The 26,571-nt window shown below is 46.7% G+C and carries 19 protein-coding genes and 2 pseudogenes; 6 read left to right on the forward strand and 15 right to left on the reverse strand.

Annotated features, from left to right (window positions below; all coding sequences use genetic code 11):
* Positions 1–36: 36 nt before the first annotated feature.
* Positions 37–675: a molecular chaperone TorD gene (torD, locus tag KT99_RS07470; RefSeq protein WP_040571718.1), complete on the forward strand. Its 639-nt coding sequence runs from the start codon at positions 37–39 to the stop codon at positions 673–675.
* Positions 676–714: 39 nt separating this feature from the next.
* Here torD and KT99_RS07475 read toward each other — a convergent pair whose 3' ends face one another.
* The 4 genes from KT99_RS07475 to torS form a co-directional block, all read right to left on the reverse strand.
* Complete coding sequence (locus KT99_RS07475; RefSeq protein ID WP_005498559.1) at positions 715–1,719, reverse strand: dihydroorotate oxidase; 1,005 nt, start codon at positions 1,717–1,719, stop codon at positions 715–717.
* A 285-nt stretch (positions 1,720–2,004) separates the two neighbouring features.
* Positions 2,005–3,315, reverse strand: coding sequence for a DEAD/DEAH box helicase (locus tag KT99_RS07480; RefSeq protein WP_005498561.1), 1,311 nt, complete (start codon positions 3,313–3,315; stop codon positions 2,005–2,007).
* Positions 3,316–3,448: 133 nt separating this feature from the next.
* A complete protein-coding gene (locus KT99_RS20075) occupies positions 3,449–3,853 on the reverse strand; it encodes a hypothetical protein (protein WP_005498565.1) in 405 nt (134 codons plus the stop codon).
* A 274-nt stretch (positions 3,854–4,127) separates the two neighbouring features.
* Positions 4,128–7,172, reverse strand: a complete 3,045-nt coding sequence (gene torS, locus KT99_RS07490) for a TMAO reductase system sensor histidine kinase/response regulator TorS (RefSeq protein ID WP_005498566.1) — start codon at positions 7,170–7,172, stop codon at positions 4,128–4,130.
* A gap of 59 nt (positions 7,173–7,231) precedes the next feature.
* Between torS and torT the strand changes: the two genes are divergently transcribed.
* Positions 7,232–8,539: a TMAO reductase system periplasmic protein TorT gene (gene torT, locus KT99_RS07495; RefSeq protein ID WP_005498568.1), complete on the forward strand. Its 1,308-nt coding sequence runs from the start codon at positions 7,232–7,234 to the stop codon at positions 8,537–8,539.
* A gap of 24 nt (positions 8,540–8,563) precedes the next feature.
* Here the strand turns inward: torT and torR are convergent, their stop codons facing one another.
* On the reverse strand, positions 8,564–9,298 hold the full coding sequence (gene torR, locus KT99_RS07500; protein ID WP_005498570.1) for a two-component system response regulator TorR: 735 nt from the start codon (positions 9,296–9,298) through the stop codon (positions 8,564–8,566).
* A 285-nt stretch (positions 9,299–9,583) separates the two neighbouring features.
* Here torR and KT99_RS07505 point away from each other — a divergent pair, with 285 nt between their 5' ends.
* Entirely contained in the window at positions 9,584–9,952 is a 369-nt protein-coding gene (locus tag KT99_RS07505; RefSeq protein ID WP_005498572.1) for a PilZ domain-containing protein, read from the forward strand.
* Between the two features lie 95 nt (positions 9,953–10,047).
* Here the strand turns inward: KT99_RS07505 and KT99_RS07510 are convergent, their stop codons facing one another.
* Entirely contained in the window at positions 10,048–10,404 is a 357-nt protein-coding gene (locus tag KT99_RS07510) for a hypothetical protein (RefSeq protein ID WP_005498574.1), read from the reverse strand.
* Between the two features lie 1,152 nt (positions 10,405–11,556).
* Between KT99_RS07510 and KT99_RS07515 the strand changes: the two are divergent.
* A pseudogene (locus KT99_RS07515) lies at positions 11,557–12,117 on the forward strand (reverse transcriptase N-terminal domain-containing protein); the annotation flags it as partial.
* Positions 12,118–12,158: 41 nt separating this feature from the next.
* On the opposite strand, the pseudogene KT99_RS07520 reads toward KT99_RS07515, so the two are convergent.
* A pseudogene (locus tag KT99_RS07520) lies at positions 12,159–13,713 on the reverse strand (IS3 family transposase).
* Positions 13,714–13,910: 197 nt separating this feature from the next.
* On the reverse strand, positions 13,911–15,284 hold the full coding sequence (gene radA, locus KT99_RS07530; protein ID WP_005498582.1) for a DNA repair protein RadA: 1,374 nt from the start codon (positions 15,282–15,284) through the stop codon (positions 13,911–13,913).
* A gap of 254 nt (positions 15,285–15,538) precedes the next feature.
* On the opposite strand from radA, the gene KT99_RS07535 reads away from it, so the two are divergent.
* Complete coding sequence (locus tag KT99_RS07535) at positions 15,539–17,953, forward strand: PilZ domain-containing protein (RefSeq protein ID WP_005498585.1); 2,415 nt, start codon at positions 15,539–15,541, stop codon at positions 17,951–17,953.
* Positions 17,954–17,984: 31 nt separating this feature from the next.
* Here KT99_RS07535 and KT99_RS07540 read toward each other — a convergent pair whose 3' ends face one another.
* Complete coding sequence (locus KT99_RS07540) at positions 17,985–18,914, reverse strand: alpha/beta fold hydrolase (protein WP_050774324.1); 930 nt, start codon at positions 18,912–18,914, stop codon at positions 17,985–17,987.
* Positions 18,915–19,125: 211 nt separating this feature from the next.
* The gene (gene serB, locus KT99_RS07545) at positions 19,126–20,106 is read right to left on the reverse strand and encodes a phosphoserine phosphatase SerB (protein ID WP_005498588.1); all 981 of its coding nucleotides are present in this window, start codon (positions 20,104–20,106) and stop codon (positions 19,126–19,128) included.
* A gap of 78 nt (positions 20,107–20,184) precedes the next feature.
* Here serB and KT99_RS07550 point away from each other — a divergent pair, with 78 nt between their 5' ends.
* A complete protein-coding gene (locus tag KT99_RS07550) occupies positions 20,185–20,850 on the forward strand; it encodes an AhpA/YtjB family protein (RefSeq protein ID WP_040571711.1) in 666 nt (221 codons plus the stop codon).
* Positions 20,851–20,960: 110 nt separating this feature from the next.
* Here the strand turns inward: KT99_RS07550 and deoD are convergent, their stop codons facing one another.
* The 5 genes from deoD to KT99_RS07575 form a co-directional block, all read right to left on the reverse strand.
* Positions 20,961–21,671, reverse strand: a complete 711-nt coding sequence (gene deoD / locus KT99_RS07555) for a purine-nucleoside phosphorylase (RefSeq protein WP_005498592.1) — start codon at positions 21,669–21,671, stop codon at positions 20,961–20,963.
* Between the two features lie 138 nt (positions 21,672–21,809).
* The gene (locus KT99_RS07560) at positions 21,810–23,027 is read right to left on the reverse strand and encodes a phosphopentomutase (RefSeq protein WP_005498594.1); all 1,218 of its coding nucleotides are present in this window, start codon (positions 23,025–23,027) and stop codon (positions 21,810–21,812) included.
* A gap of 22 nt (positions 23,028–23,049) precedes the next feature.
* The gene (deoA, locus tag KT99_RS07565) at positions 23,050–24,381 is read right to left on the reverse strand and encodes a thymidine phosphorylase (protein WP_005498596.1); all 1,332 of its coding nucleotides are present in this window, start codon (positions 24,379–24,381) and stop codon (positions 23,050–23,052) included.
* A gap of 199 nt (positions 24,382–24,580) precedes the next feature.
* On the reverse strand, positions 24,581–25,354 hold the full coding sequence (deoC, locus tag KT99_RS07570; protein WP_005498597.1) for a deoxyribose-phosphate aldolase: 774 nt from the start codon (positions 25,352–25,354) through the stop codon (positions 24,581–24,583).
* Positions 25,355–25,843: 489 nt separating this feature from the next.
* Positions 25,844–26,571, reverse strand: a 728-nt coding sequence (locus KT99_RS07575; protein WP_005498599.1) for a nucleoside-specific channel-forming Tsx family protein, incomplete at its 5' end; no start/stop codon positions are given.

Here is a 26,571-nt window from a genome sequence, read left to right on the forward strand (position 1 = left end):
AACAGCATGACTAAACCGGCAATATCAGAAGAACAGATGAATAACACCGACATGAATAAAGCACGAGCCATGGTCTATCGCCTGCTCTCCTCCTTGTTTGCTAAGGAGATCGATCATCAACTGCTCCATGAGCTGACCAGTGAGCCTGCCAAGGCATTCTGGGCTCAGCTCGCCAGTGAGCCAAGCTTTAAGCGAGATGTCGATGCCATGGTTAGCGTGCTGGAAAGCTTAACCTCAGATAAGGCTCTGATGGAGCTTGCCGCCGATTATTGCGGCCTGTTTCTGGTGGGCACCAAACACAGTGCCTCACCCTATGCCAGCCTCTATCTCCAAGATATAAGCAAGAGCGCTAAGGCTGGCGATCAGCCCTTGCTATTTGGTGAGCAGCATCAGCTGATGCTGCAGTTTCTTAAACAGAGCCAGCTGCAGGTACAAACCAGCTTCCCAGAGCCTGCGGATCACTTAGCGGTGATCTTGGCCTATGTTGAGCATCTATGCTTATCGGCTAGCGACGAGGAACAGCTCAGCTTTATCGAGTCATACCTCAACAGCTGGCTAGGCAAGTTTGCCGCAAAAGTGACTCAGTGTGACAGTGGTGACTTTTACTGCGCATTAGCCCGTTTAACACAATCTTGGGTCAACTCAGACTTAACCGGATTAACAGAAGAACGTTAAATCTGCTACAAAGATCCTAGGATCTAGGTTCTTGATGCATTAAATCATTTTCAACTTGCCCTTGGCGGCCGCTATGCTTGAATACTGCTTAGCCGCCATTATGCTATCGAGCTCCTTAGCTATCCTATCGAAGCACTCGATCCCTTCCTTCTCGAAACAAGTCGCAACTTGTACCGCCGACGCGCCAGCCAGCAGATATTCGAAAGCATCTGTGCCGGTTTTGATACCGCCGACTCCGATGATATCTATGCTAGAAGGCAGAAGCTGACTAAAAGCCCTAACATTGGCAAGACCGATAGGCTTGATGTAATCACCGCACAAGCCGCCGAAGCCGCCCTTTGGCTTGATGATGGCACTCTCGGTTTCCGGGTCAATCACTAAGGTGTTACCCACGGAGTTGATGCAGGTGATAAAGCGTACCGGAAACTTCTTGATGATATTAGCCATGGTGATGAAATGGGAAAAATCGAAATAAGGTGGCAATTTTAAGCCTATAGGCTTACTGCCTAGCTGGCATAATTGCTCCAATGCCCGTTCAGTCTGCTCAAAATCGTATCCGACCTGAGGCTTGCCTTCGATATTGGGGCAAGAAAAATTAACTTCGATAAGGTCGGCGCAGCTGGCTTGAAACGCTTTAACCATGGTCAGGTTATCGGCGAGGCTAAAGCCAGAGACACTCACCACTATCGGCTTGTTGGTTTGGGGAGAGATAGCTTGCTTTAACCTAGGCAGCATCTCCAGATATGCCTGATAACCTAAGTTAGGTAATCCCATAGACTGTATCGAGCCCAGAGGCAAAGCTTGGTATCTCGGCTCGGCATTGCCCTGCCTAGGCTCTAAGGTGCAGGATTTGGTCATTATGGCCGCCGAGGCAGAGGCGCCAAGCAAGTTAAGTTCATCTTCTTCGGTACAACGTGGGCCCGATGCATTGAAGATGAAACTCGCTAATGGAACTTGTGCAATGCGGGTACTGATGCGCTTATTCACGCAACGATTAACAGCTTCAATCGATGAGGTATTATCATTATGGGTAGGGTTAGACATGTGAGGCTCCGTTTCTGTTCACAAACGGGAGATGAGACTAACAGCTTACTTAGATTGAAAAATTGATCCTCAGCCGGTTTTAAACAAGGAGCTCAGATACAGGTTTTATTTGGTGATCTGAATCTCTAAGTTCTAAGCTATAAGTTCTAAGTTCTAAGTTCTAAGTTCTAAGCTATAAGTTATGGCCAAACATGCACGATCTAGCAAGGCATACTCCCTGCGGGGGTCATTTCCCCCGACAGGCTATCAGTAATATGAAGCATCGACTCTAGTATTTACTAGGTATTAACGACCTCGCCTGCCGCCATTAGCTCGCTTCTTGGCGCGCTGCTTGTGGGCATTTCGCCCCCCTTTCCTGGGTGTATCTACACTCTTAGTCAGATCAGGCTCAAAGCCTGCTAACCATTGCTGAGGCAGTCGCTTATCGAGCACAACTTCGACTTCTTCGAGCAGATGCTCATCTTCACGACAGAGTAATGTGATGGCAACGCCCTTATTACCAGCGCGGCCCGTGCGGCCGATACGATGAACATAATCCTCGGCCTTATAGGGCAATTCATAGTTGACCACATAGTTAAGGTCGATAATATCGATCCCCCTTGCAGCAACATCTGTGGCCACCAGCACGCGAACTTCACCATCCTTAAAACTTTGCAGCACCTTTTCCCGTGCGCCCTGGGAGAGATCACCATGAAAAGCCTGAGCCCCAATTCCCGCCTTGGTTAAGTTAGCGGCCAGCTTATCGGCGGCCACCTTCTTACGGCTGAAGATGAGTACCTGCTGTAACTTACCCGACTCGATAAGATGAGTGATTAAGGCAAGCTTTCTGTCACTGTCGACGGCATAAACCCGCTGCTCAATTTCCACAGCCGCGGCATTTCGCTCACCCACCTCGATACGTTTAGGATCGCGTAATAGTGATTGACTCAAGCCATAGAGTGATTCGTCGAAGGTGGCAGAAAACAACAAGGTTTGGCGGGTCTTTGGCAACTGTTTGACGATGGCATCTATCTCGTCTTTAAAGCCCATATCTAACATGCGGTCGGCTTCATCGAATACCAAAAACTCAAGTTCACTAAGGCTCATAGAGCCACGCCTTAAGTGATCCAGCAGACGTCCTGGGGTTGCAACCAAGATATCGACTCCGGCCGCTAAAATCTGAGCCTGAGCATCTATGCTGACGCCGCCATATACCAGAGCCGATTTTAGCTGAGTCAGCTTAGCGTATTTAACGAAACTCCCATGGACCTGCAAAGCCAGTTCTCGGGTTGGCGTCAACACTAGGGCTCGAATGGCTCGAATGGCCGGAACTTGAGAACAAGATGGTGCCTCAGACTCCTGTTGGTTCTTTTCATCTAGTCTGAGTAGCGGTTCAGTTAACTTATGCAGAATAGGCAGCGAAAATGCGGCGGTTTTCCCCGAGCCGGTTTGGGCTCCGGCCATGATGTCCTGCCCGGCTAAAATGGCCGGTATAGCCTGAGTCTGAATAGGTGTAGGCTGGCTGTAGCCTAATGCAGTCAAAACCTGCAGCAATTCTGGTCTTAGGGATAAGGATGAAAATCCATGATTAGCAGCAGAGTCGGCGTGTTCAGACATACGGGGAAATACCTAGATTAAAGCAACAAAGAAACTGCCGCAAATTGTACCACTGTTTAACTAAAATAAGGATTTAAACTAAACCAACCCCTAACCTGAATTACTTTTCAGCAAGTATTTTTTCTTTTCCGTTTCAAACTCTTGCTGTGTTAACAGCACCTTTATCTAAGAGATCTTTAATTTTAGTAAGGAGATCATATTTATCAGTAGTAGCTATGCTTGTTTGGGCACTTTTTCTATCAACACAAGCAAATATGATTTCTATGCGAGGAAAGTTCCCTAAAATATATGGTGGTGAAGCAGTATGTTCTGAAACCGTTAACATCATTTTATTAAGATCAATTTTTTGGCAAAAACTATTAGCTCTTTGCGTCGCACTTCTTCTTATTCCTGATGTGCCACTAAAGCCTGTTGATGCTTGATGAAATACTCGGTATCTCTCCCCTAATATTTCTTCTGAAATATAAAAATCCTTTCCTTCAAATACAGCATCTTTAAAATTTGACTCACTTTCACTTACTTTTTCTATCGGCGACATACTTGAACAAGCTGTTAGCAATAAGAATAGAGGAACCAAAAACTTAAACCTTAAACCTTAAACCTTAAACCTTGTCATAAATACCTTATTAGATAGAGCGAAGCCATTAAACAATTCATTACCAAGTATTCTATCTTATTTTTAATACCCTCAGAGATTGTAAACATAAAAAAACCAACATAAATACAACAAAAATAAAGATTTAACTGCATATAACTTCATCTTCAAGCATTAACTCACAGACTTAAAGTCTCCGCTCTGCAAACAACACTTCTTATGCTTCCAGATAAGCTCGAAGCGCTTCTACTGAGCGAGTTAAGCTGCTGACCACTTGTTCATGTTGGCAGGCTCGATACTGGATTTTTTCCAGTGACTGACACAGCTTAGACAGGGCTAGTAGTCCCATGCTCGCACTGCTGCCCTTGAGGGCATGGAGTAACCTTGGGCTGTCGGCGGTATAGAAGTGCAGCTCAGAGACCTGAGCCTGGCTCGAGTCAATAAACAGCGCCAGCATGTCTGTCACCGCCTCCTGTCCCAGATATTCGATATCTTGATCTATCTGAGTCAGATCCAATAGCTGAGATATCTCATCTGCTGCATTTGCTGCGGTTCGCGTCTCGGCTGCTGCAACATTTTCTGCGTCTTCGACATTTGCTTCACTCGCCAGGCCTATCCAGGCGGCCAAAGATTGCATGTTGAGCGGTTTGCCTAACACGATATCGAAGCCTGCCTGCTGATAATGAGAGAGATCATCGGCCTGAAGCTGAGCGGTAAATGCGGCTATCGGCACTCGGTGATCCACCTTATGCTCAACCGCTCTTAACTCACTGACTAGCTCAAACCCTGAGCCATCTCCCAACTGAATATCCAACATGATGGCATCAAATTCATCAGCAGTATTCTCACGGTATAATTTACGCGCTTGCTCACAGCTACTCGCTAGGACAGACTCATGACCTAAGTGGGCCAGGAACCCTTGGGCCACCATGGCATTGACCTTGTTATCCTCAACCACTAAGACACGTTTCTTCGCCACATTTTCCAGGTCCTGAGCGCCGCTATCATTCACTCGCTGACACTCTATCAGTGGCAAGCTAAAGCCAAAACTGCTGCCACGCCCCGACTGACTCTTAACCCAAAGGGAATCCGTCTGAGAATTGACTTGGCAAGCCCGCTCTTGTGTGTTTTCTTGTCGCGCCTCACTTGAAACTTCGAGTGAAGTCGGGGCCTGCTTCATCAAGTCCACCAGCTCTTTACTGATAGCCAGCCCCAGACCTGTTCCTCTGGAGCGCCCTTTATTGAGCTGAGCGCTATAGGCTTTAAACAGGTGTGGCATGGCATCATCACCTATACCTAAACCGGTATCTATCACCTCGAAATGCAATTGAGTTTCATCGAAGGAGACTCTCAGCCTCACCTCCCCCTCCGGGGTAAACTTAATGCCATTACCAATAAGATTAAACAGCACCTGGCGAAGTTTGGGGCCATCTAAGCTGACCCATGCGGGTAAGCGCGGGCTCTCAAGCACCAACTGCAAACCAGCGAGACCGGCCCCGGCAAGCATGATAGCCACCACCTCATCGATGAGTTCATTGATGGCCACAGGCCTGGTTTCATTAGTGAGCTTGCCCTGCTCTAACCGGGAGAAATCCAAAATATCGTTAAGCACGGTTTGCAGCAAGGTGCCGCTGTATTGGGACAGAGCCAACATCTGCTTCTGGGCTAAGGGCAAGTCTGAGTGGCCTAGTAAGGTTAAGGTACCCAACAGGCCATTGAGTGGCGTGCGGATCTCATGACTCATAGTGGCTAGAAACAGTGACTTGGCCTGACTCGCCTGCTCTGCCATCTTTCTGGCTTGAGCGTGACCTCTGGCCTCGGCATCCAGTTGTCTGTTGGCGATGGCTAATTCCTGAGTTCGCGCCTCGACGGTGCTCTCCAGCTCGGCCTTATGCTGGGTTAACTCGGCTGCGGTGTCGAGTAGCTGGGCCTGTAGCTTTTGATTGTGAGCCGTCTTCTGCTTAAATGCTTGAATCGCATTGGCCATGGCAGTTAACTCATCATCGCCATGAGAATTGAGGCTCACATCTGTATCTCCCAGACTCAACCTGGACAGAGCATGGGTCGCCTCATTAAGTCTGACAGCGATGCCTCTATAGATAACCCGGTACATGACAAACAAGATCACCAGCAACATCGAGACTCCCGTAGTCCAAAGGCCCGTTTTTGCCCAAAAGAGTTGCCGTAAGTAATCTCCCCGAGCCAGTTCGGCTTTGGCCTGTTGACTGGCCATGGCAGCGTCTAAAGTTCGGTTTAAGCCGCTTAACTTATCCGAGAGTAATCTCAGCTGCTTATCCTGCTCCCTCAATAAGTGAACATACTGTCTCTGAGCCGCCACCCCTTCGACTACCCGACGTAATACCACTAACTCTGCGGTCAACTCATGCTCCCTGACCGGGTCTCTTATCAAGCCCTTGAGTAACTCCAATGCCATCAGATCGATTTGAGGTCCGCCGTTATTCAGATCCGCAAAGTTAGCTTGGCCTTGAGAGGGACTCATTATCTGATAAGTTGCCGGCAAGCTGTCAGCCGGTTGCAGTGACATAGAACTGAGCAAGCTTGCCAGAGCCGTTTCATGCTCAGGCGATTGCAGCAACTGGCCCACCAAAGCAATATTATGTATCACCTTAAGCGCACGGTTGAGGCGTTCCTGAATGTCTAAATCCTGCTCAATCACGGCGTCCAGCAGGTATGCACTGTTAACCAGACCGGCGATCTGCGTATAAGCCAGACTCAACTTGGCCAAGATGGCCGAGTCAACCACGGCTAGCTCGGCTTCGAGCAGCTCAGTGCTGTGACTGGCAGACTCAACCAGAGCCTTGCCCACTTGGGACAACTGCCCCGCCACTTCCAAACGCTTACCTACTTGCTTACCTAAGCGGGCCAGTTGATGAATGATCTCTCCGGCAGATAACTCTAACCTATGATCCTTCTGCACCCCGAGTGATTTAAGGTTGGCAATGGCACCGAGTAAGTTACTGCTATTAATCGACAGCATTCGACCGATAAACTGTCTTTGCGCCTCCTCCTCGACAGTGCCAAGCGCCTGTACATTTTCAGCCAATGCATTGGAAGATTGCACTAAACTACGCGCAGCCTGTGATGCGGGTAGCGCCTTATCGTAGAGGAATTGATCCGCCTTTTTCACCCAGTAGAGGCTCAAGCTGCCCACGGATACGAGTAACATGAGCAAGAAGGCGAGCAAGCAGAAGGACAACATGAGACGTCCAACTAAACTCTTTCCCGATAGCGTGAAAGGCATCTTTTCCCTTAACCTGATACAATAAATTTAGACATTTTACTTTCAATGATGACATAGCAATGACGCTGAAACACGGTGCGATTCTTAAAGATACTCAAACCCAAGTAACCAGAACCACAGAGACAAAAGTATCAAGCACAAGAACCGACACGAGTAGATGTGCGACCACTCTAGCCGGATTAGTATTCTCGATCCTGCTCTTCAGCATGAGCGGTAATTTCGCCCATGCCAGCACAAACTCTTCGGCCTGGGCATTAGAGCAGCGCAGCCCCTTCAATGTCAAAGTCCAACAGGCTAAAACTCGAGCATACTATCCTCTCAAGCGCGCCAAACAAGCCTGGAAAATATGTGCACTGGTGCCACATCTTAAAGACGCCTACTGGATCGGCATAGATTATGGCTTGGTGCAGCACGCCCGAGCACTGAATATAACATTAGAGCTCTTCGAGGCTGGCAGCTATTACAAAAAAGTTAAGCAGCTCAGTCAACTTTCACACTGCATGGATGGCGATTATGATGCCATATTGCTTGGCACTGTGGATCCTAAACTTCTCGCCTCTTTTCACCAGCCCATCACTAAGCCAGTTATCGCTCTGGTTAACAGAATAGACAGCCACAAGGTGACGACCCGCATCGGTGTCAACTGGTACCAGATGGGTTGGTTTGCAGGCAACTTTATCAAACAAGATGTCGAACAGGGTAACGCTCAACAGGTAAACGTTGCCCTGCTGACTGGCCCTGAAAAACAGGGAGGCAGCGATTGGGTCGAGGAAGGGATCGTGGCGGCTCTGCAACCAGCATCTAAGACTAGTTCGAGTGACAGTGCTAAGAACAGTTCGAAAAGCAGCAAGATCACCATCTCTTCTATCCGTCATGCCGATAACAACCGTAACCTCTATCGAGATCAACTCTACCACCTGCTCAAAGACCAGACACCAGATTATATCTTAGGTAGTGCGGTCGCTATCGAGGCGGCTGTTGGAGAGTTGGCCATCAAACAGGCACGCCATGGCTCGACACTTATTTCCCGGCCAGAGCAGGAGCCTCAGCTAAGTGAAGTGGCTCAACTAAGGGGGAATTCTCAGCCTGCTCCCCAGATAAAGCTGGTCAGCAGTTACCTGTCCCCCGCCGTGCTCAGGGGCTTGTTCAGGAACAGAGTCGCGTTCAGCTCTGATGACTCTGTGGTACTACAAGGAAAACTGGCGATCGATGTCGTCGTTCGAGAGCTTGAAGGCGCTAAACCCTTCGGTGATATAGGCCCGCCGATCCAAGGCTTACAAGGTGATGTGTTGAAGAAACATAAGCTCGAAAATAGCCTGGCACCGGCAGATTTTTATCCGATATATAGGGTAAATCCCAGGAACTAGGGTCTAGATCCTAGTTCCTGGGATTTACTCTTCGACTTTTGCCGAGAACAGGTAACCTTCACCATGGATAGTGGTAAACAGCTCAGGGTTGAGTTTGTTTCTCAGCCTTCTGATGATCACATCTATGGTTCTGTCGTTGACATCTTGGTTTCTGTGACTGGTATTCTGCATCAGGCGTTCACGCGATAGCACTTGCTGGGGGTGCAATGTAAAAACCGTCAACAATTCGAATTCGGCCTTGGTGAGTTTGATTATCTCGTCACCATGCCTAAGCTTGCGACTGTTGAGTTCAAGAATATATCCCTCGAAAGCAATCACATCATCGTTCTCATCCAGCTGTTCTATCACGGCGAGTTCGGCCTTCTTGACTAAAGATATCCGCCAGAGTAAGTTTTTAACTCGGACTAACAACTCCCTCAGTTCGAATGGTTTAGTGACATAATCATCGGCGCCCATCTCTAAGCCAATAATCTTATCAATGGCCTCATCACGCCCGGTCACTAAGATAATGCCAACATCTGAGCGGCTACGTAACTCTCTTGCCAGACTTAAGCCATCGACCCCGGGAAGATTGATATCTAACATGACCAGGTCTACGTGTTGGCGACCGAACTGATACCACATCTGTTCACCATCTTCGGCCTCGAGCACGCGATAGCCCTCTTTCTCAAAGTATCCTTTAAGACGAGCTCTGATAACGACTTCGTCATCGACAACCAATACGGTATGCGGTGTAGGGTGTGCAATTGAATTAGCCATAGTGTCTAGAGCCGAAGGCTCACTCCTGATGAAAGTGGGTCTTGAAAAGCGAATAAACATCTCTCACCTTACATTATTCACATTTTTTCATAATTGCATATAAGCAAAAGTGAAAATAGCGACTTGGACAATATTTCCTTTGGTTTATCCTCTTTTAAGCTACTTATTTCCTAATAAAAATGCTGAGAATTTTTACACTCATTATAAGTTGGCAAATGCTTACACTAATGCCATGCTGTAGCTGAGCTAAAGCATTTATGATTAAAGATTAATAAAGGAAGAGTAATGGACGAGAAACGTAAATTTTCAAGGATCCTGTATGCCACAGGCGCACAGCTGACTCAGGCAGATAAGGTCTGGACGACCAAGATTCTCGATCTCAGTCTCAATGGTGCACTCGTTGAGGAACCAGACTCCTTTACAATAGATAATGCGCCCATCATTCTCAATTTCACTCTTCAGGGATCAGATATAGAGATGCAGATGGAGACCCGCCTTATCCATCAAAAATCCGGCCATCTGGGTCTCAGGTGTGAGCATATAGATGTGGATAGCATCAGTCACCTTCGCCGAATGATCGAACTCAATACTGGTGATTCATCCATGCTTAATCGTGAACTTGAGCTATTTATTGCAGATCACGAAAGTTCGTAACAGCTGATTTTGAGCCAAATTAAGTTAAGGTTTTTCCCGAGCCTGTCGATGCCGCATTGACCACTATTTGCAACAAAAGCGATAAACTCTACTGCTTACATTACATCAGTCACGATACAAAGGCCTGTAACCGCCTCTTCGCCATAAACTTGTACTGTAGCAAACAACTTGTGGTCAGCTAACGGATATTGGTTGTATGAAAGATAGGTAGGCGTTGCGCTAATGTCTTGACCATCAACCCCATCGATTCGATAAATGTTACCGAGTATAGCTGACTCGTACCCACCATCAATCTTAACTATCGACTCATTCGAACGCAGAATATTAATATTAGTCATAGTAATATCATCACCACCTTTGACCTTGCATGTTAGGTCACTAGCCTGCGCTACACCCGTCACTGCTGCGATGCTTAAGGTTGAGGCTAATAGTACTTTATTAAATATATTCATTGGGTGTTATCTCATTATATAGAATGGTTAGTGTGTGCTTGCACTGGTTAACGAGTTTGTACCATGGATTTAGCGTCATGCAATCATATTAGCTATGACCCAGTAGGTGCTAAACAGTGATACCTAAGAATGCGTTTAATATGGCATAAAACTATCGCACCATGTGTTAGATAGATCAATATTCTTTCAGGCCGCCTTGGCCAAACCCTATAATTTCGTCTTCTTTGAGAAGACGTGAGCCTTTTAGGAGCCTAGCTAACTGTACACCTGGGATTAATTCCACTTTGCTAGTCATGGCAGAGAACGACCCTGACACAGGGATTGGCCGTGTTATTGCGGGCTCCAGTATTGCAAGTATCCCCCCCTTAGCGAAGCGCTTTACCCATCGCGATGTACAGGATCGAGTGCATTGGCGTAGACGTAGACTGCTAACATTGCATAATTTTAGACTGGATATGTTGTTGATTAGCAATTTACTCCCTGAAATCGAAGCTCGCAGCCGCATCTACACTGAGGTTTTCACAAGCAGCCTATCTCTTAAATTTAGGCTTATTGCTAGGCTTCGTAACTCATCTCTGCCCGTGCGACGTGAAGTCGTATGAAGCGTTGTTCACCACGATAAGAGTGAACCATCTGTATCACCAGATGACCCTATGGCTCTGAATAAAGTAGCGAGCCAGACAATGTAACGAAGTCCATTGGACGGGAACAGAATCGTGAGAGGACGTTCCTCCTGATAACCACAAATCGGGTGAGTGCTAGTGAGTCAGTAAGATGAATGAAAGTGAATCCATATAATATGCGTAATTTCACAAGCAGCGGAAGTGGTTTACACGCTGTGGCCAAAAGGCAACGAGAGTAGGAAAGAAGTTTGCGTGTATTCTTTCGTGATCAACACGCTCTCCGCATTATAGTGGGCATCTACCCTGACATTGCGTGACATACGGAACACGGTAAGCCTGTATCGCTCCTAATGAGAAAGCTCTCTGCAAAGAGAGCCGATAGTGATGCAGGTAAAGGAGGCTGGAGAAAGCTAATGCTGCATTGTAATGATGCAGATACAGACTTATGTCTGGCACGAAAGTGGGCCCACTTCCAGCTGGTCTCCCGTTGCAAGATGATTTGAGGAACTTTATTTATGGAGAAACGCAAATGATAACTTCATCTGAAGTTAGTGCCTCTCCTTGCGGCACTCAGTGGCAATCCATCAACTGGAAAACCATTGAGCAGCAAGTATTAAAGCTTCAAATGCGCATTGCAAAAGCAACCAGAGAAGGTAGGCGAGGTAAAGTGAAAGCTTTGCAATGGTTACTGACTCACTCAAAAGCAGCAAAATTTCTTGCTGTTAAACGAGTATCACAAAACAAAGGCAGTAAAACGCCAGGAATTGACGGCATCATCTGGAACACCGATGCTCGTCGCATGACTGCGATTAATCAACTGAGCCGAAAAGGCTATCAAGCTAAACCGCTCAGGCGGCTCTATATCCCCAAGAAAAACGGCAAACTCAGGCCATTAGGCATTCCATGCATGATAGATAGAGCGCAACAGGCCTTGTATCTTCTTGCTTTGGAGCCAATATCTGAAACCGTTGCCGATGCAAACAGTTACGGGTTTCGACCTAACCGTAGTACCGCAGATGCGATAGCCCAATGCTTCATTTGTTTAAGTCGCAAAAGCTCAGCACAATGGGTTCTTGAGGGTGACATCAAAGGCGGTGTGTTTCAAGGTAGTTGACACTCTTTGCTTAAATTTTATGCTGCCTTTTCCGTCTCTTCATCAGGCACACTATCTGGGTTCAACATTACCGCGCCGATGGGTTCACAGTTTCTAATTCCGTTAGGCCAGCGCATCGGATTCCTCTCCTGCGCAGCTTCAAGTACGATTTTTCGATTGGACAAAATATCCTTATCTTGCATCGCATGTCTTTTGCCTGGTGACACAAAATTGAGCTTGCTATGTTTATGCTCATCGTTGTACCAAGTGATAAAATCATCCACCCATTCACGCGTCTCTGTCAGGCTATTAAAACCTTTGCTAGGCCATTGTGGTCGGTACTTGAGCGTCCTAAATAATGACTCAGAATAAGGATTGTCATTACTCACACTCGGTCTACTCAGTGAGGCTGTTACGCCCAACTCTTCAAGCTTAGCTTTTATGGTCAGACACTTCATTGGCGCACCATTATCTGAGCGCAACACCAGTGGCTGGTTAAAGCATTGTTCGCGTAGCATGTTTCGTTGCATGAGCTGGGCGGCAAGCTCACCACACTCCCGCTCATGGACTTCATATCCAACAATTTTACGGCTGTAAATATCTTCAAACATATACAGATAATAAAACTGACCTTTGATGACCGAGGCGCAATAAGTGATATCCCAAGACCAAATTTCATTTGGGCCTTTAGCCTGATAAGCCTCAGGCTTACTCCTTGCCGTGATGTGGCGACTACGGCCACGATGATTGACCTGTTCGTTGGCTTTGAGCACGCGATAGTATGTTGATTCAGAAGCAATATAAACGCCTTCATCCAGGAGTGTCGGCACTATCTGCGACGGAGGTAAACTCGCAAACCTCGATTCATTGCACACATCCAACACTTGCTGACGTTCGTGCTTTGTCAGCTTATTGGCAGGCTCAGGCCTAACGGCTGTGGCCCGTCGGCCTGCTTGTACTTTTCCAGCGCTATACCAACGACGATAAGTCCGCTTACTCACTGAGGCGACTTCACACGCTTTATCCAACCTTGCGCCACTATGGTGAGCCTCTCGGATTAACTCGACTAATTTAACGCGCTCTGCCAGCGGTGTTAGCTCTCCTCGTTGTCGTCTCCCCACAAGGCACTGAGCTTTTTTCTGAGCACCAATAACGCCGCGGTTTCAGCTAGCGCCTTATCTTTATATCGCAGCTCTCGTTTCAACGATTTTATCTCAGCTTTATCTGCTTTAGCCTGAATTTTTATCTCTTTAGCTTGAGATTTACTCGACTGAAAACCACCTAAACAATCTTGTTTCCACTCCAGTACATGCTCTCTATATAAACCCTTTTCTCAACAATACTGACTAATTTCAGCTTCTGACATCGGGGCTGTTTCGATAATGACTGCAAGCTTAGCTTCAGCAGACCATTCATCACTGGTTAATGTTTTACCTGGCACGGGTTGACCTTCTTTTCTGAGTTTATCGCGCCAATGATACAAGGTTTTGGATGAGACACCTTCACTCTGTGAGACCTCTGCGACAGTCATACTTTGGGAGGCAATAACTTTTTAAGGATCGCTTCTTTACGTTCTTGTGAATATCTGGCCATCTCGCTCTCTGTTTACCGCCCCTTATGTTGAATTAATGGATGATTTTAAGGGGTGACAACTATCCTGACACATGGGGCACATCCCTCGCCGGACAGGCGTTAGATAACAAGAAAGTTATGGTATCCAGTAAATTAACCTAATACCTAATACCTAATACCAAACCTGCCAAATGAACCCACAAACAAAATGAGTAGAGTTAATTTATTAACTCAAGAAAATCATGGATAGTCTTCACCGGATAAATCTTAGCCCCTAACCCTTCCATCGACTTGTGATAGTTGCGGTGTGGAATATAGATCTCGGTAAAGCCATGCTGCACCGCTTCTTTCACCCGTGGTACGCCGCTATCTATGGGACGCACATCACCATTCAAGCTTAGCTCTCCCATGATGCAGGTGGTTCTGGGCACCACAAAATCATTCAAGCTACTGAGTAATGCGGTGACTAATGCCAAGTCAATACAGGTTTCTGACTCATCAATCTTCAAACCACCGACTAAGTTGAAGTAGGTATCATGAAAAATCTTAGTGCGGGTATGCTTACGCAATATGCCAGTCAGCATCTTAATACGGTTCATACTGAGTCCGACGCAGACTCGCTGTGGAAACTCACCTTCAGTTTCCGTGGTTAAACACTGGATCTCGAGCAACAAATTACGATTACCCTTACGAATACAGGTGATCGCCGCACCAGGAGATTCAGTCGTCGAACCCGAGAGGAAAATTTCACTGGGGTTATCGACACTGAGCATGCCCCGTTCAGTCATCTTGAAGATACCGACAGTATCGACATCACCGAAGCGGTTCTTATTGGCTCTTAGGGTACGAATTTGACCGTCGTTGCACTCGAGGTGAATGAGACAGTCGACGATATGGATCAGTGTCTGCGGGCCGGCAGTTTCATTATTTTTATTCACGTGGGCCGCCAGGAACATGGTGACGTTATTTTGCTTACAGTATTGAGTCAATGCCTGAGCGCTGCTCTTCACTTGAGAGGGAGAGCCTGGGCTACCATTGGCGAGGTCTGTGACCACCGCTTGAATCGAGTCGATGACGGCAAATTTAATCTGCTTGGCATCGAGCTCGGCTATGATTGCTTCGACGCTAGTTTCCGCCATCAGGTACAAATTGTCTTCATTACAGCTTAACTTGAGACGGGTCACTCGATTCTTAAACTGTGACAAGGACTCTTCAGCGGTACAGTATAGCGATGGCATCAACTGGGACATGCGCGATATGAGGTCTGATAACAGGGTAGTCTTGCCCGCTCCGGGATCACCTGAAATAATATTCACGGAACCTGTGGTTAAACCACCGCACAGCACCCGGTCAAGCTCACCAATGCCAGTGAGCACCTTCTCGGCTTCGACTTCTCTAATCTCGTTGAGTTTCTTAGAGCCACCGCCCACCGCACCCGCATAACCAGACACAGAAGAACCCGCCGACTTGATTGCCCCTAAGCGTACCTCTGTGATGGTATTCCACTCGGTACAAGCGCTACACTGCCCCTGCCAGCGATGAAAATCCTGCCCACACTCATTACATACAAATGCTGTTTTATTTTTTGCCATAACTCTTTATTACATCAGTTAAAAAATAGAGTTAACCTAACAATTAACCCATAAGTTCAAGAAGAATAACGTACAACGGAAGCCAATAATGACTTAAGATAAAAGTAATAATAACGACTTAAATATGCTAACTAGCCTTATTAAGTATTAAGTAATATCAGCTGTTGCCGACATGATACTATTAACGGCCTTAGTTTTCAGCCCACAAGACCAGTAGATACGATTACCCAAGCCCTCTTAGAAGAAGCGAGTAAATGAGTTTAGACGAACATAGTGCCCTAATTGAACAGCTCAAGCCCCTGCTAATGGAACCCGATTTCCATGAGCTATTTGATAGTCTGACCACAGGCGAGTCGCATTCAACTCGCTTCTTACTCAAGATGGAGCTCAATCGCATCTCGTCGCCCTGCACTCGCATCATAGATCTAAGAGACAAATCTGAATTGCCCTGTGAAGCGCTTGTCCATGGTAAACAGCAACACTTCTTAGATGACCCAGCCAAAGTGAGTTTTCTCGAATCGGTGGCACTCTATCGTAATCAGTACACCTTAGGTGTTTATGAGAATGTCATCGAAGCCCACAAACTCAGAAAGCTAAAACAGAGAGACGCTGAAAAACCCCAAGATGAGATTCCAGCCACTCCTTACTTAGCCCAAGGGGTTGTCTTAGGCAGTTATTTCAATCGTAGTGAAGAGAGAATGAACTACAGCATACGTATCTCGGTGCTTCAGCCTAACCGCGCAGAGATTCAGGGGATCACGGTAGACTTGTCTGTCGGCGGAGCCAGAATCCGACTCCCCGTAAAACATCATTTCGAACTTGATAAACCTATCAAAGTTAAGCTAATCGAACTAGCTGAGGAATATTACTATGAAGATCTGCAACAAGGAGTCGACTACGAAATAGTCGATACACAAACCAGCAATGAATATTGTTGGATGCGGCTAAAACGTGTCGGTGGCTCCGATGCCCTATCGGAAATGCTATCTAACCTGATCAGGAGCTATAAATTCAGATATAAAGTCGATATCAACGATGTACTCGTGGCCGCTACTGGCTTAGGGTTCGAGCGCCACTACCTGCCTCACCTGCCTCATTTGCCTCTGTACCTAGAATCCATTGAGGGCCAATATCAAATTACCCATAAATTACTCAGTCGGGATAACCAACAACTGCAGTATTATTTTCAAGACGAACAAGATGTTAGCCAACTATCGGCGATGCTCTCCGATAGTCGTTTGAAAAACCTACTTATTGAGCCAGAAAATAAAGACCACCAACTATTTTTCTGCTTTACCTTCCAGACTCAAGGGCACATCTACTTCTATTCGGCAACATTAGCCGAGCTTAAACAAAAAAAATTACAGGCACTCTTCTTTAGTTTCGGTGCCAGTAAGCCTTCCTGGAGAGTCTTTAAGCTGGCGCACCATAAGATAGATCACGCAAAATCCTACAAGGCCTCCATGCTCCCCGGCGACGACCCAAATTACAGCGCCCTAACCGAAGTCCAGCTGAAACGCTTTACCCATGTACTACAGCTTATGGATCTCACCACCGCTGAGTCCCAGCAAGATTACCTGTCTTGGGGCAACGTATGTAAAAGCAAAGCCAATGAATTAAAAGTTTTCGGCCAACAGAAAGTAAAAAGCAATCCGATAAAACTGCTTTCGCTGCAGTTCAGTGAGCGCCGAAATGAGGCGCGCTACTCCTTCAAGACTCAGGTGAAGTTAAGCCAAGGTAAGCTATCAATCACGGGCTCGACCCATGATATATCGAGCAAGGGATTACAATTAACCTTAGATGATGCCACTCAATTTGATAAAGCGGCACCGATACACCTTGGATTTCCAAAGCTACAGCAGATATCGGGTAAGGTTCAACTCAGTCATCTTCCCTATCGACTGATCAACACCCGTAAAAAAGGCGGCACGGTTCATCTGACAGCGGTAATGGGACATACTCCCCATATCGGCGTCGAGTTTATCAATAAACTCATCATTCATAACAAAGATAAGTTAGAGAAGATCACCGAGGCCAACAGCGAGAAGAAAGAGCTCGCCGATGGTTTAAAGAACTTATTGATGCGTCACCTGGACTCGGTACCCTATTTTGTAGAAAAAACACAAAAATCAGCCAAACTCTCGCTGATAGGAATCGGCACTAATAAGAATGTCATCACAGATATATTTGCCGCCTCGGCGAGCCAATCACTGCAATATAACCTAGAATCATTGCTGAAAGACGGTCGTTTGAAGAGAGATTTTATTGACCCGATCCGCGCGCTGAAACCCCAGGATGGCCTAGAGTATTTTGAGACCTACCTGCAGGTTTCCAGACAATCTCAGGGAGAAGTTAGAGTAAAGTGTATTTCGCCCGATGAGATAGGCGATCTCGATGCCAGACTGCACTTTATCCAGCAGAGCAATAATTTAGGTCGGTTTATGGCCCTCAGGATCTACCGAGGTGCGGCAGGAAAACCCGATCTCAACTATATTCGACGTGAAATGGAATATATCGGCATCCACGCTCATCACAAATCCAGGAAGCTCGAAGAGCTAATGTGGCGGATCATCGGCGTCGGCGAACTGCTGGACATCACCGAAGAAGTATTACTAAGATACCCGCAGCTGCATGAGACACAATCTAGCATCACGGCAGATGCTGGTTAAATTAGTTATCTAGAATATGAGTTCCTAGGATCTAGGAACTCGCCCCTTCAATCTGTTCATACCACATTTTTACCTGTTCGAAGTGATCAGCCCTTGCATCTTTGTGAGTCAACATATCGGCATGACCGTAATCATGACGGTAGCCTTCTGCCTTAGACAACAAGGTGTAGCGCACGTCCGAGAACTGACATTCCTGAATCATTCTTAGCACATCTTCTGGGTGCCCCAACACCTTATCTCCTAGGCCGGCGATAAACCAGGCTTTTGGCCACTTGCCTTGCTTAGCCGTGTTGATGGCGGCTTTGCCATAATCGAAACCATCATCGTGATCGATCCAATCACCGCGCACCCAATCGATACTCTGAGCCAGAGAGGAGCGACTCTCATTATCCATACCCATACGCCAACGATCGGCGGCCAGATAACCATGAGACCAAGCGATTAGCGGCGCCATCTTGTTCCAGCCGATATCGACCATCATCCATTTTTTAAGGGACTTAATCTTGATGCTACGTTTTGTGCCAAAGGTGAGCAGAGAAGCTATGCTCTCCTGGAATAGCGGGAATCTGGAGATGGCGCTGGCCATCAGCACGCCGCCCCACGAATGGCCACACCAGTGAATGGGTGGATTATTCGGATGCAGGGAAACGATATAGTGATGTATTAAGGGTAACTGATCTCGAATGACCTGACCTTGACCGAGTGTCGATCCCCGCCGTAGTTTAGGCGCACTCAGCCCACGACCATATGTGTCGAGCACATATACCACAAAGCCCGACTCAGCCAGAAAACAGGCCAAGCCCTTACCCGAGTCACTGTAAAATACCCGACCGTTAGACATGGCACCATGGAGCATGAATATTGGCGATTTGCTCATGTCTGCATTCATAGGTTTTATCCGTCTGAGGTGCAATTTCCCATCCAGATAGGGAATAAACATCGAGGTTTGTTCAATAGCCACAGCGTATATCTTATTTTTAATAAAGATTAATTTAGCTCATAAATTACTGAGTCAACAGACAAAAAACAAGCATAATTACTCAATCAGATTCAAATCAAACAAGCGACGAAGAAAAACCTAAGTGGTCAGAGGTTATAGAGGACAGTTTTAAACGAAATTTTAAATACACCAGGGTGGACCACCCCTCACATCACCTGGCAAACTTCACCCACTAACGAAGCTGCAACAAGTAGGGCAGAGCCTTGAGATTAAGCTTGCTGATAGCGACATCGGCGGCCTGCTCGAGTTTAGGTTTCGCATGGTAAGCGATACCATAATCGGCAATCTCGATCATGGGAATATCGTTGGCACCATCGCCGATGGCGAGTCTTTGGCCCACGGGAATTTGCCACATCTCGGCGCAGCGGATCACAGTGTCAGCCTTAAATTGTGCGTCGACCACCTGGCCGGTTATGGTTCCGGCAAGTTTACCTTGCTCGATAACCAAGTCGTTTGCATAGGCGGCATCTAAACCCAGAAGCTGTTTCAAGTGACCAACGAAAGGAGTGAAACCGCCTGAGGCCACCACGATTTTCCAGCCATAATGCTGTAACTCTTCGACTGACTCGACTAGCCCCGGCATCAAGGGCAGCCGATCGCACAAGTCTTGAATGATCTGCTCATCGGCACCTTCGAGCTGGGCCACGCGAGCACGCAGGCTCTCTTCAAAATCCAACTCGCCTTGCATGGCACGCTCAGTCACTGCCGCAACCGCAGCACCGACTCCGGCCATCACGGCCAGCTCATCGATACACTCGATCTCAATCGCCGTAGAGTCCATGTCCATCACTAACAGGCCCGGCTGATTTAACTGCGCCTGCTTAGCTGAAATAGGAAATGTTTCAACCCCTTGGATAGAAGATATCAGTTGCATCTGTGGCAGATTTAGTGGTTCATCGGCACAGATTTCGATGCAATTGAGTCCAGTTTTACGCTCGATAATCGCTAAACTCAAATTTTGCTGTAACTGACCAATGGCCGTGACGAGTGCAGCTCCATCTGATTTATTATCAAAGACACAACGAATTCTCATCTCACAGAGCGGAGCTTTGATCTCCGTATGCTTGGACAAAATCTGACTCTGATATTGAAAACGGTTATTTTCTCCACTCGATAACCAAGAAAACAGCAAGGTATGACTCAGACTTTCCATTAGTAATGCTTCTCCAACTACCGGGCAAGGCAATAATCAATTATGATTAGCTAAACCCTTCAAAAATACAGGTATATAGTGTTTTTTCTTCAAGGTCTGAAAAAGAGCCAGAGAATTAGCAGGCTAATACAGATGGCAATTGCTATCACCTTAGCCGTGGGTCTTATCCAGTTGTGGCAAACTAGCCTACTACAAGGGCAGCAGCTTCTAAAGTCCCAAACACAAAAGATGGCCAGATTACTGGTTCAACAAACGGCTTATGGCGCAGCTCCGGCGCTGCAACTGCAAAATGATGAACAGTTACAGTGGTTAGCCAGCACACTGGTTTTAGACCCAAAGGTGATGTCAGCCAGTATTTTCAGTGAAGATGGACAGAGGCTGGCATTTGCCCAGAGCGTTAGCCATGAGGAGCTGGAACCAGGATCGGAAGAGTTGAGCCTGCTATTGGAACGTTACCCACCCTATGTCGAAGCGGTAATCCAAGAGGGTAATAACTTAGGCTTTATCGAGGTGAGGCTGCAACCCAGACTCTTTTTCAATGAGATTAAAGAAGCCCACCAGATCCATATGGAACAACAGCAGATAATGCTCATCATAGCAGGCCTGATTGGTATGCTATTGTCCCGCTCACTGTCATTCAAACGTGCCGATTTCGATAGACGTAAGACTCGTGCGAAACTAAGAAAGAAGCCGAAGATGTTAAAGAAGAATAAAGTAAAAAAGGAAGAAGGGACGAGTTCCTAGAACCTAGAACCTAGAACCTAGATTCTCGATTCTCGGGGCTAAAGCCCCTCCTACACAGGCACAAAAAAGGGCTCTAATGAGCCCTTGATTATGAACAACTAAAAGTGAAATTACAGAGTAATAGCCGCTTCTAGTGTTATTTCGATCATTTCGTTGAAAGTAGACTGACGCTCATCGGCAGACGTCTTCTCACCGGTACGGATATGATCAGATACAGTACAAACACAAAGAGCCTTAGCACCGAACTCTTTCGCTACGCCGTATAGACCAGCGGCCTCCATCTCGACACCTAGAATGTCCATCTTTTCCATCACGTCGAACATCTCTGGATCCGGTGTGTAGAAAAGATCTGCTGAGAACAAGTTACCCACGCGGTACTTAATACCTTTAGCATCGGCAGCCTTAACAACAGCGCTAAGCAGACCGTAATCAGCGATAGCGGCGAAATCTTGACCCTTGAAACGTAGACGGTTAGCTTGTGAATCAGTACATGCACCCATGCCGATCAATACGTCACGTACTTTAACGTCAGCGCTAATAGCGCCACAAGTTCCCACACGGATCAGGTTCTTAACACCGTAATCTCTGATAAGTTCTGTCGCATAGATAGAGCAAGAAGGAATGCCCATGCCTGAACCCATAACTGAGATACGCACGCCTTTATAAGTACCGGTAAAACCTAACATGTTACGCACGTCAGTCACTTGCTCAACATTCTCTAGAAACGTCTCAGCGATGTATTTAGCGCGAAGTGGATCGCCTGGAAAAAGCACAGTATCCGCGAATGCACCGTCAACAGCATTAATATGTGGTGTAGCCATCTATATAACCCCTTATATATTTGTAACTTAAACTAGTACTAAATTAGTATTAAGTCTTATTGATGGCGGTCATCATCTAAACCGCCAAACTTAAAAGCAGTACTAAGCTAATCGATATCAGCTTAGTACTAAAATGTATTACTTGACGAAAGACTCGCCATATTCCATCGGCTCTAACTTGAAATAAGTTGCGATAGATTGACCAATATCGGCGAAACTCTTACGACGTCCCAGAGACCCAGCTTCGAGTCCGGCGCCCAATGCCAATACAGGCACACGTTCACGAGTATGATCTGTGCCCTTCCAGCTTGGATCACAGCCGTGATCGGCGGTTAATATCAGCAGGTCATCTTCGTTGAGCAGTTCAAGCATCTCAGGCATACGGGAATCGAAATATTCCAGCGCCTTGGCATAACCCGCGATATCGCGGCGATGACCGTAATGAGAGTCGAAATCAACAAAGTTAGTGAAAACTATGGTTCTGTCACCCGCTTGTTTAACTTGCTCAAGCGTTGCATCGAACAAGGCTTCGAGGCCGGTTGCCTTCACCTTCTTAGTAATGCCGCAGTGGGCGTAGATATCGGCAATTTTGCCGACACTGACCACTTCGCCGCCAGCGGCAACAAGTTTGTCGAGTACCGTCTTGGCAGGTGGCTCTACCGCATAATCACGACGATTACCGGTGCGCTCAAAATCGCTAGCACAAGTACCGACGAAGGCACGCGCAATCACACGGCCAATATTATATGGCTCAAGCTCTTCTCGCGCAATTTGACATAGAGTGTAAAGATTCTCTAGGCCGAATGACTCTTCATGACAGGCGATCTGGAAAACTGAATCAGCCGAAGTATAGAAGATAGGCTGGCCGTTGCGCATATGCTCTTCGCCCAGCTCTTCTAATATCGCCGTACCCGACGCATGGCAGTTACCCATGTAGCCGTCGAGTCCAGCACGGGCAAGAATCTTATCGGTCAGCTCTTTCGGAAAAGAATTAGTCAGATCGGAGAAGTATCCCCACTCGTATAAAACTGGCACACCCGCCATTTCCCAATGACCACTAGGCGTGTCTTTACCTGTGCTCAGCTCATCGGCATGCCCATAGGCGCCGATCACTTCGACATTGTCACTAAAACCCGCGGCAAATTCACCGGTACTCTCTTTACCTGCCATGGCGAGACCAAGACGACAAAGGTTAGGTAATTTAAGTGAGCCTTGACGGCCGATATCGGCTTTACCTTCGGCACAAGCTTTAGCTATGCTACCGAAAGTATCGGACCCTATATCGCCGAAAGATGCTGCATCACTTGCAGCACCTATACCGAATGAGTCCATCATCATGATGATTGTTCTTTTCATAAAAACCTCTTACGCAGCCTATTTACAGATCTTCGGCGCGTATATAACGATAAATTTCAGGCGTCTTCTCGGGACGAGTATCGGCAACCTGAATAGCATTTCTCACTGCCGCAGACGCTGCTTCGAAAGCGCCCTCTGACTGAGCGTGGATCATGGCAATCGGCTTGTCCTTGATGATCTCATCACCTAAGGCGCAAACCTGAGTCAGACCGACACTGTAGTCCAGTGCATCACCAGGTTTGCGACGCCCACCACCTAAGGTGACCACAGCCATACCTAGCTCTCGAGTATCCATGGCTGAGGCGAAACCTGTTTGCTCGGCATAAACCGGGCGCACAATTTTAGACTCAGGCAGATACAGACCTGGATTTTCGATAAAATCTGTCGGACCACCGAGTCCTGATATCATGCGGCCAAAAATTTCAGCAGCCTTACCATTGTCGAGTACTTTATTCAGTTTAGCTCGCGCTTCGGCTTCATTCGCGGCTATGCCACCGAGTTGCAGCATTTCGGCACATAGACCCATGGTGACTTCGTATAGACGTGGGTTGCGGTATTTCCCGGTAAGGAAATCCACCGCCTCTTTCACTTCGACGGCATTACCGGCACAAGAAGCCAACACCTGATTCATATCGGTAAGCAGTGCTGTTGTCTTAGTCCCGGCACCGTTCGCGACGGCGGCAATACTACGAGCCAGCTCTTCAGAGGCTTCATAGGTTGGCATAAATGCGCCACTGCCGACTTTAACGTCCATGACCAGAGCATCGAGACCCGCTGCCAATTTCTTAGAAAGAATTGAAGCAGTAATAAGGGAAATTGATTCGACTGTGGCGGTATTGTCACGGATAGAATAGAAACGTTTATCCGCAGGAACCAGATCGCCGGTTTGACCTATGATGGCCACACCCGCCTCTTTAACCACTTTTCTGAACAGGGCACTGTCTGGTTCGGTTTGATAACCTGGGATAGCATCAAACTTGTCTAAGGTGCCACCGGTATGACCTAGGCCACGACCCGATATCATAGGCACATAACCACCACAAGCGGCAGCCATAGGGCCAAGCATCAAGCTGATCACGTCACCGACGCCACCAGTGCTGTGCTTATCTATGATAGGACCGTCTAGATCCAGACTCTGCCAGTTAAGTACTGTGCCTGAATCACGCATGCATGTGGTCAGCGCGATGCGCTCATCCATGTTCATGTCGTTGAAGTAGACTGCCATACCAAAGGCCGCAATTTGACCTTCTGAAACACTATTGTCGGTGATGCCTTTAACGAAGAACTGGATCTCTTCTTTAGACAAGGCTTCTGCGTTGCGCTTCTTACGAATTATCTCTTGTGCTAGAAACATGGTACTACCTCCAAGTCTGTAACTAAAATTCAGTTTTAAGCCACAAACTCTTTTGTAAAACACTAAAACTGTAACTTTGCTACATTTGATACTAGCCGAGTTCCAGTGCCTTCAATTAGATTTAGATCACACTTAACTAAAAAGATTAGCCTTATTGTTCACATTAAAAGAATAAAGCTATCTAACTTAGCCCTTGTAACTAGTAGCCCTGCTTACCTTTAGCCGCTTCACCCAGCTCCAACGTGTGCAGCAGGTTAACTAACAAGCTAGAAGCACCGAAACGGAAGGTGCGTGGAGTAGCCCAATCATCACCAAGAAGACGAGCGGCTACGCCTAAAAATTCTTTAGCTGCAGCGGCATCACGAACGCCACCTGCAGGCTTGAAACCCACTTTAGTGTTCTTCTCACTGATCACTGTCATCATGATCTCAGCCGCTTCTAGCGTGGCATTGACCGCGACTTTACCGGTTGAAGTCTTGATGAAATCGGCACCAGCATCGATACAAAGCTCAGAGGCTTTACGGATAAGTGCTGGATCTTGCAGTACACCTGATTCTATGATGACTTTGAGCAGAACATCATCACCACAGGCTTCTTTACAGGCTTTGACTAACTCGAAACCTACAGTTTCATCGCCTGCCATCAGGGCGCGGTATGGGAAGACGACATCGACTTCGTCTGCACCATAAGCAACGGCAGCACGAGTCTCTAATACCGCGATAGCTATGTCATCGTTGCCATGTGGGAAGTTAGTCACAGTCGCGATACGTACGCTGTCAGCGCCCATTTCGTTCAGTGTCTTACGGGCAATCGGGACGAAACGTGGGTAGATACAGATAGCGGCGGTGTTGCCTGCCGCAGTTTGCGCCTTATGACAAAGCTCGATCACTTTCTGTTCGGTATCGTCGTCATTAAGGGTTGTTAAATCCATTAGTTCAATGGCTTTTTGTGCAGCTTGTTTTAAATCGCTCATAATAGTTCTCCGAAACTAATTCCAATGTGTAAAAGTTCAAATAGTAAATTGAAATAGAAATCTAATTATGACAGTGCCAGTAGGGGGCGTGTTGATTATTGTTATGGCCGGGCCTTCGGGCAATGCCTAAGATACCACCATAGGCGATATCGGTTAATTCAGGTATTCAGCGTCGTTTGCGATTTTTTAGTCATCATCGCTAACAACAATCCTGACACTAGGTCACGACTTGAATCCTTGAAGACCGGGAAGGGGAACTGAGTCATTACAACTATAAGTGCTAGGTTCCTGCCTTGCCGCGAAAAATCCATTTTAGCGCGTAAAACGTTCATTTATCTTTATATTTTATAGATTAACTTTTAATTAAACAGGCTAATAAAATACAGCTCTTGCTTAAGTAACAATTAAATATAGAGCCGTGCAGCGCACGGCTCCAGATGCTTACTTATTACTAATAAAAAATCTATGACTAATCGTCAAGATTAGCTCTTAGAACTTGTAAGTCGCTGAGAAATAATGTGCGAAGCCTGTAGACTGAAAGCCATCAGTATCTTTAATCAGGTAAACATCACTGAATGCCTTAATGCCATAACCAACTGCGTAGTTGTCAGAATGCCAATAGATACCGTTAAACATTACGCCACCAGAAGAAGCTTGAGTTTTATTTTGTTCGGCAGCATAGTCATCGTCACTTGCAAACTGATAATCTAAATAACCTTGATAAGAGATAAAGCTACCGTTATCGAAGTTAATGAAAGGCTTGAACCAGTTCATAGAAAACTGATAACCGTTCCAATCTTTAGCTTGAATTTCGTAGTACTTATATAGGTTCATGCTTACTTTACCGAACCAAGGTACCATAACATCGGCACCGATACCGATTGAAGCATTGTTTACATCACCAGCACCAGGTGCATAAAGGTTTATGTCTCCGCCACCCCAGTTAAATAGTGTTGTTAGATAAACTTCTTGAATTGGACCAACCGATAGGTCCATACCTGTGATGGCATCGATAGAGAAGCGCGGTGCGAACTTCATAAACATCTTTGGAGAACCAGATTTGTCGCTATCTGTACGCTCACTTGGGTTAAACACATCTACATAACCATACAAATCAACAACACCAGCACGGCCGCCGAATTCCATTTCCATATAGTCATGGTTGCTTCCACCAGGAAGTTCATCCACAGCATACATGTAGTTGAACTGCATCCAGC

Source organism: Shewanella benthica KT99 (assembly GCF_000172075.1).
GTDB classification, from domain to species: domain Bacteria; phylum Pseudomonadota; class Gammaproteobacteria; order Enterobacterales; family Shewanellaceae; genus Shewanella; species Shewanella benthica_A.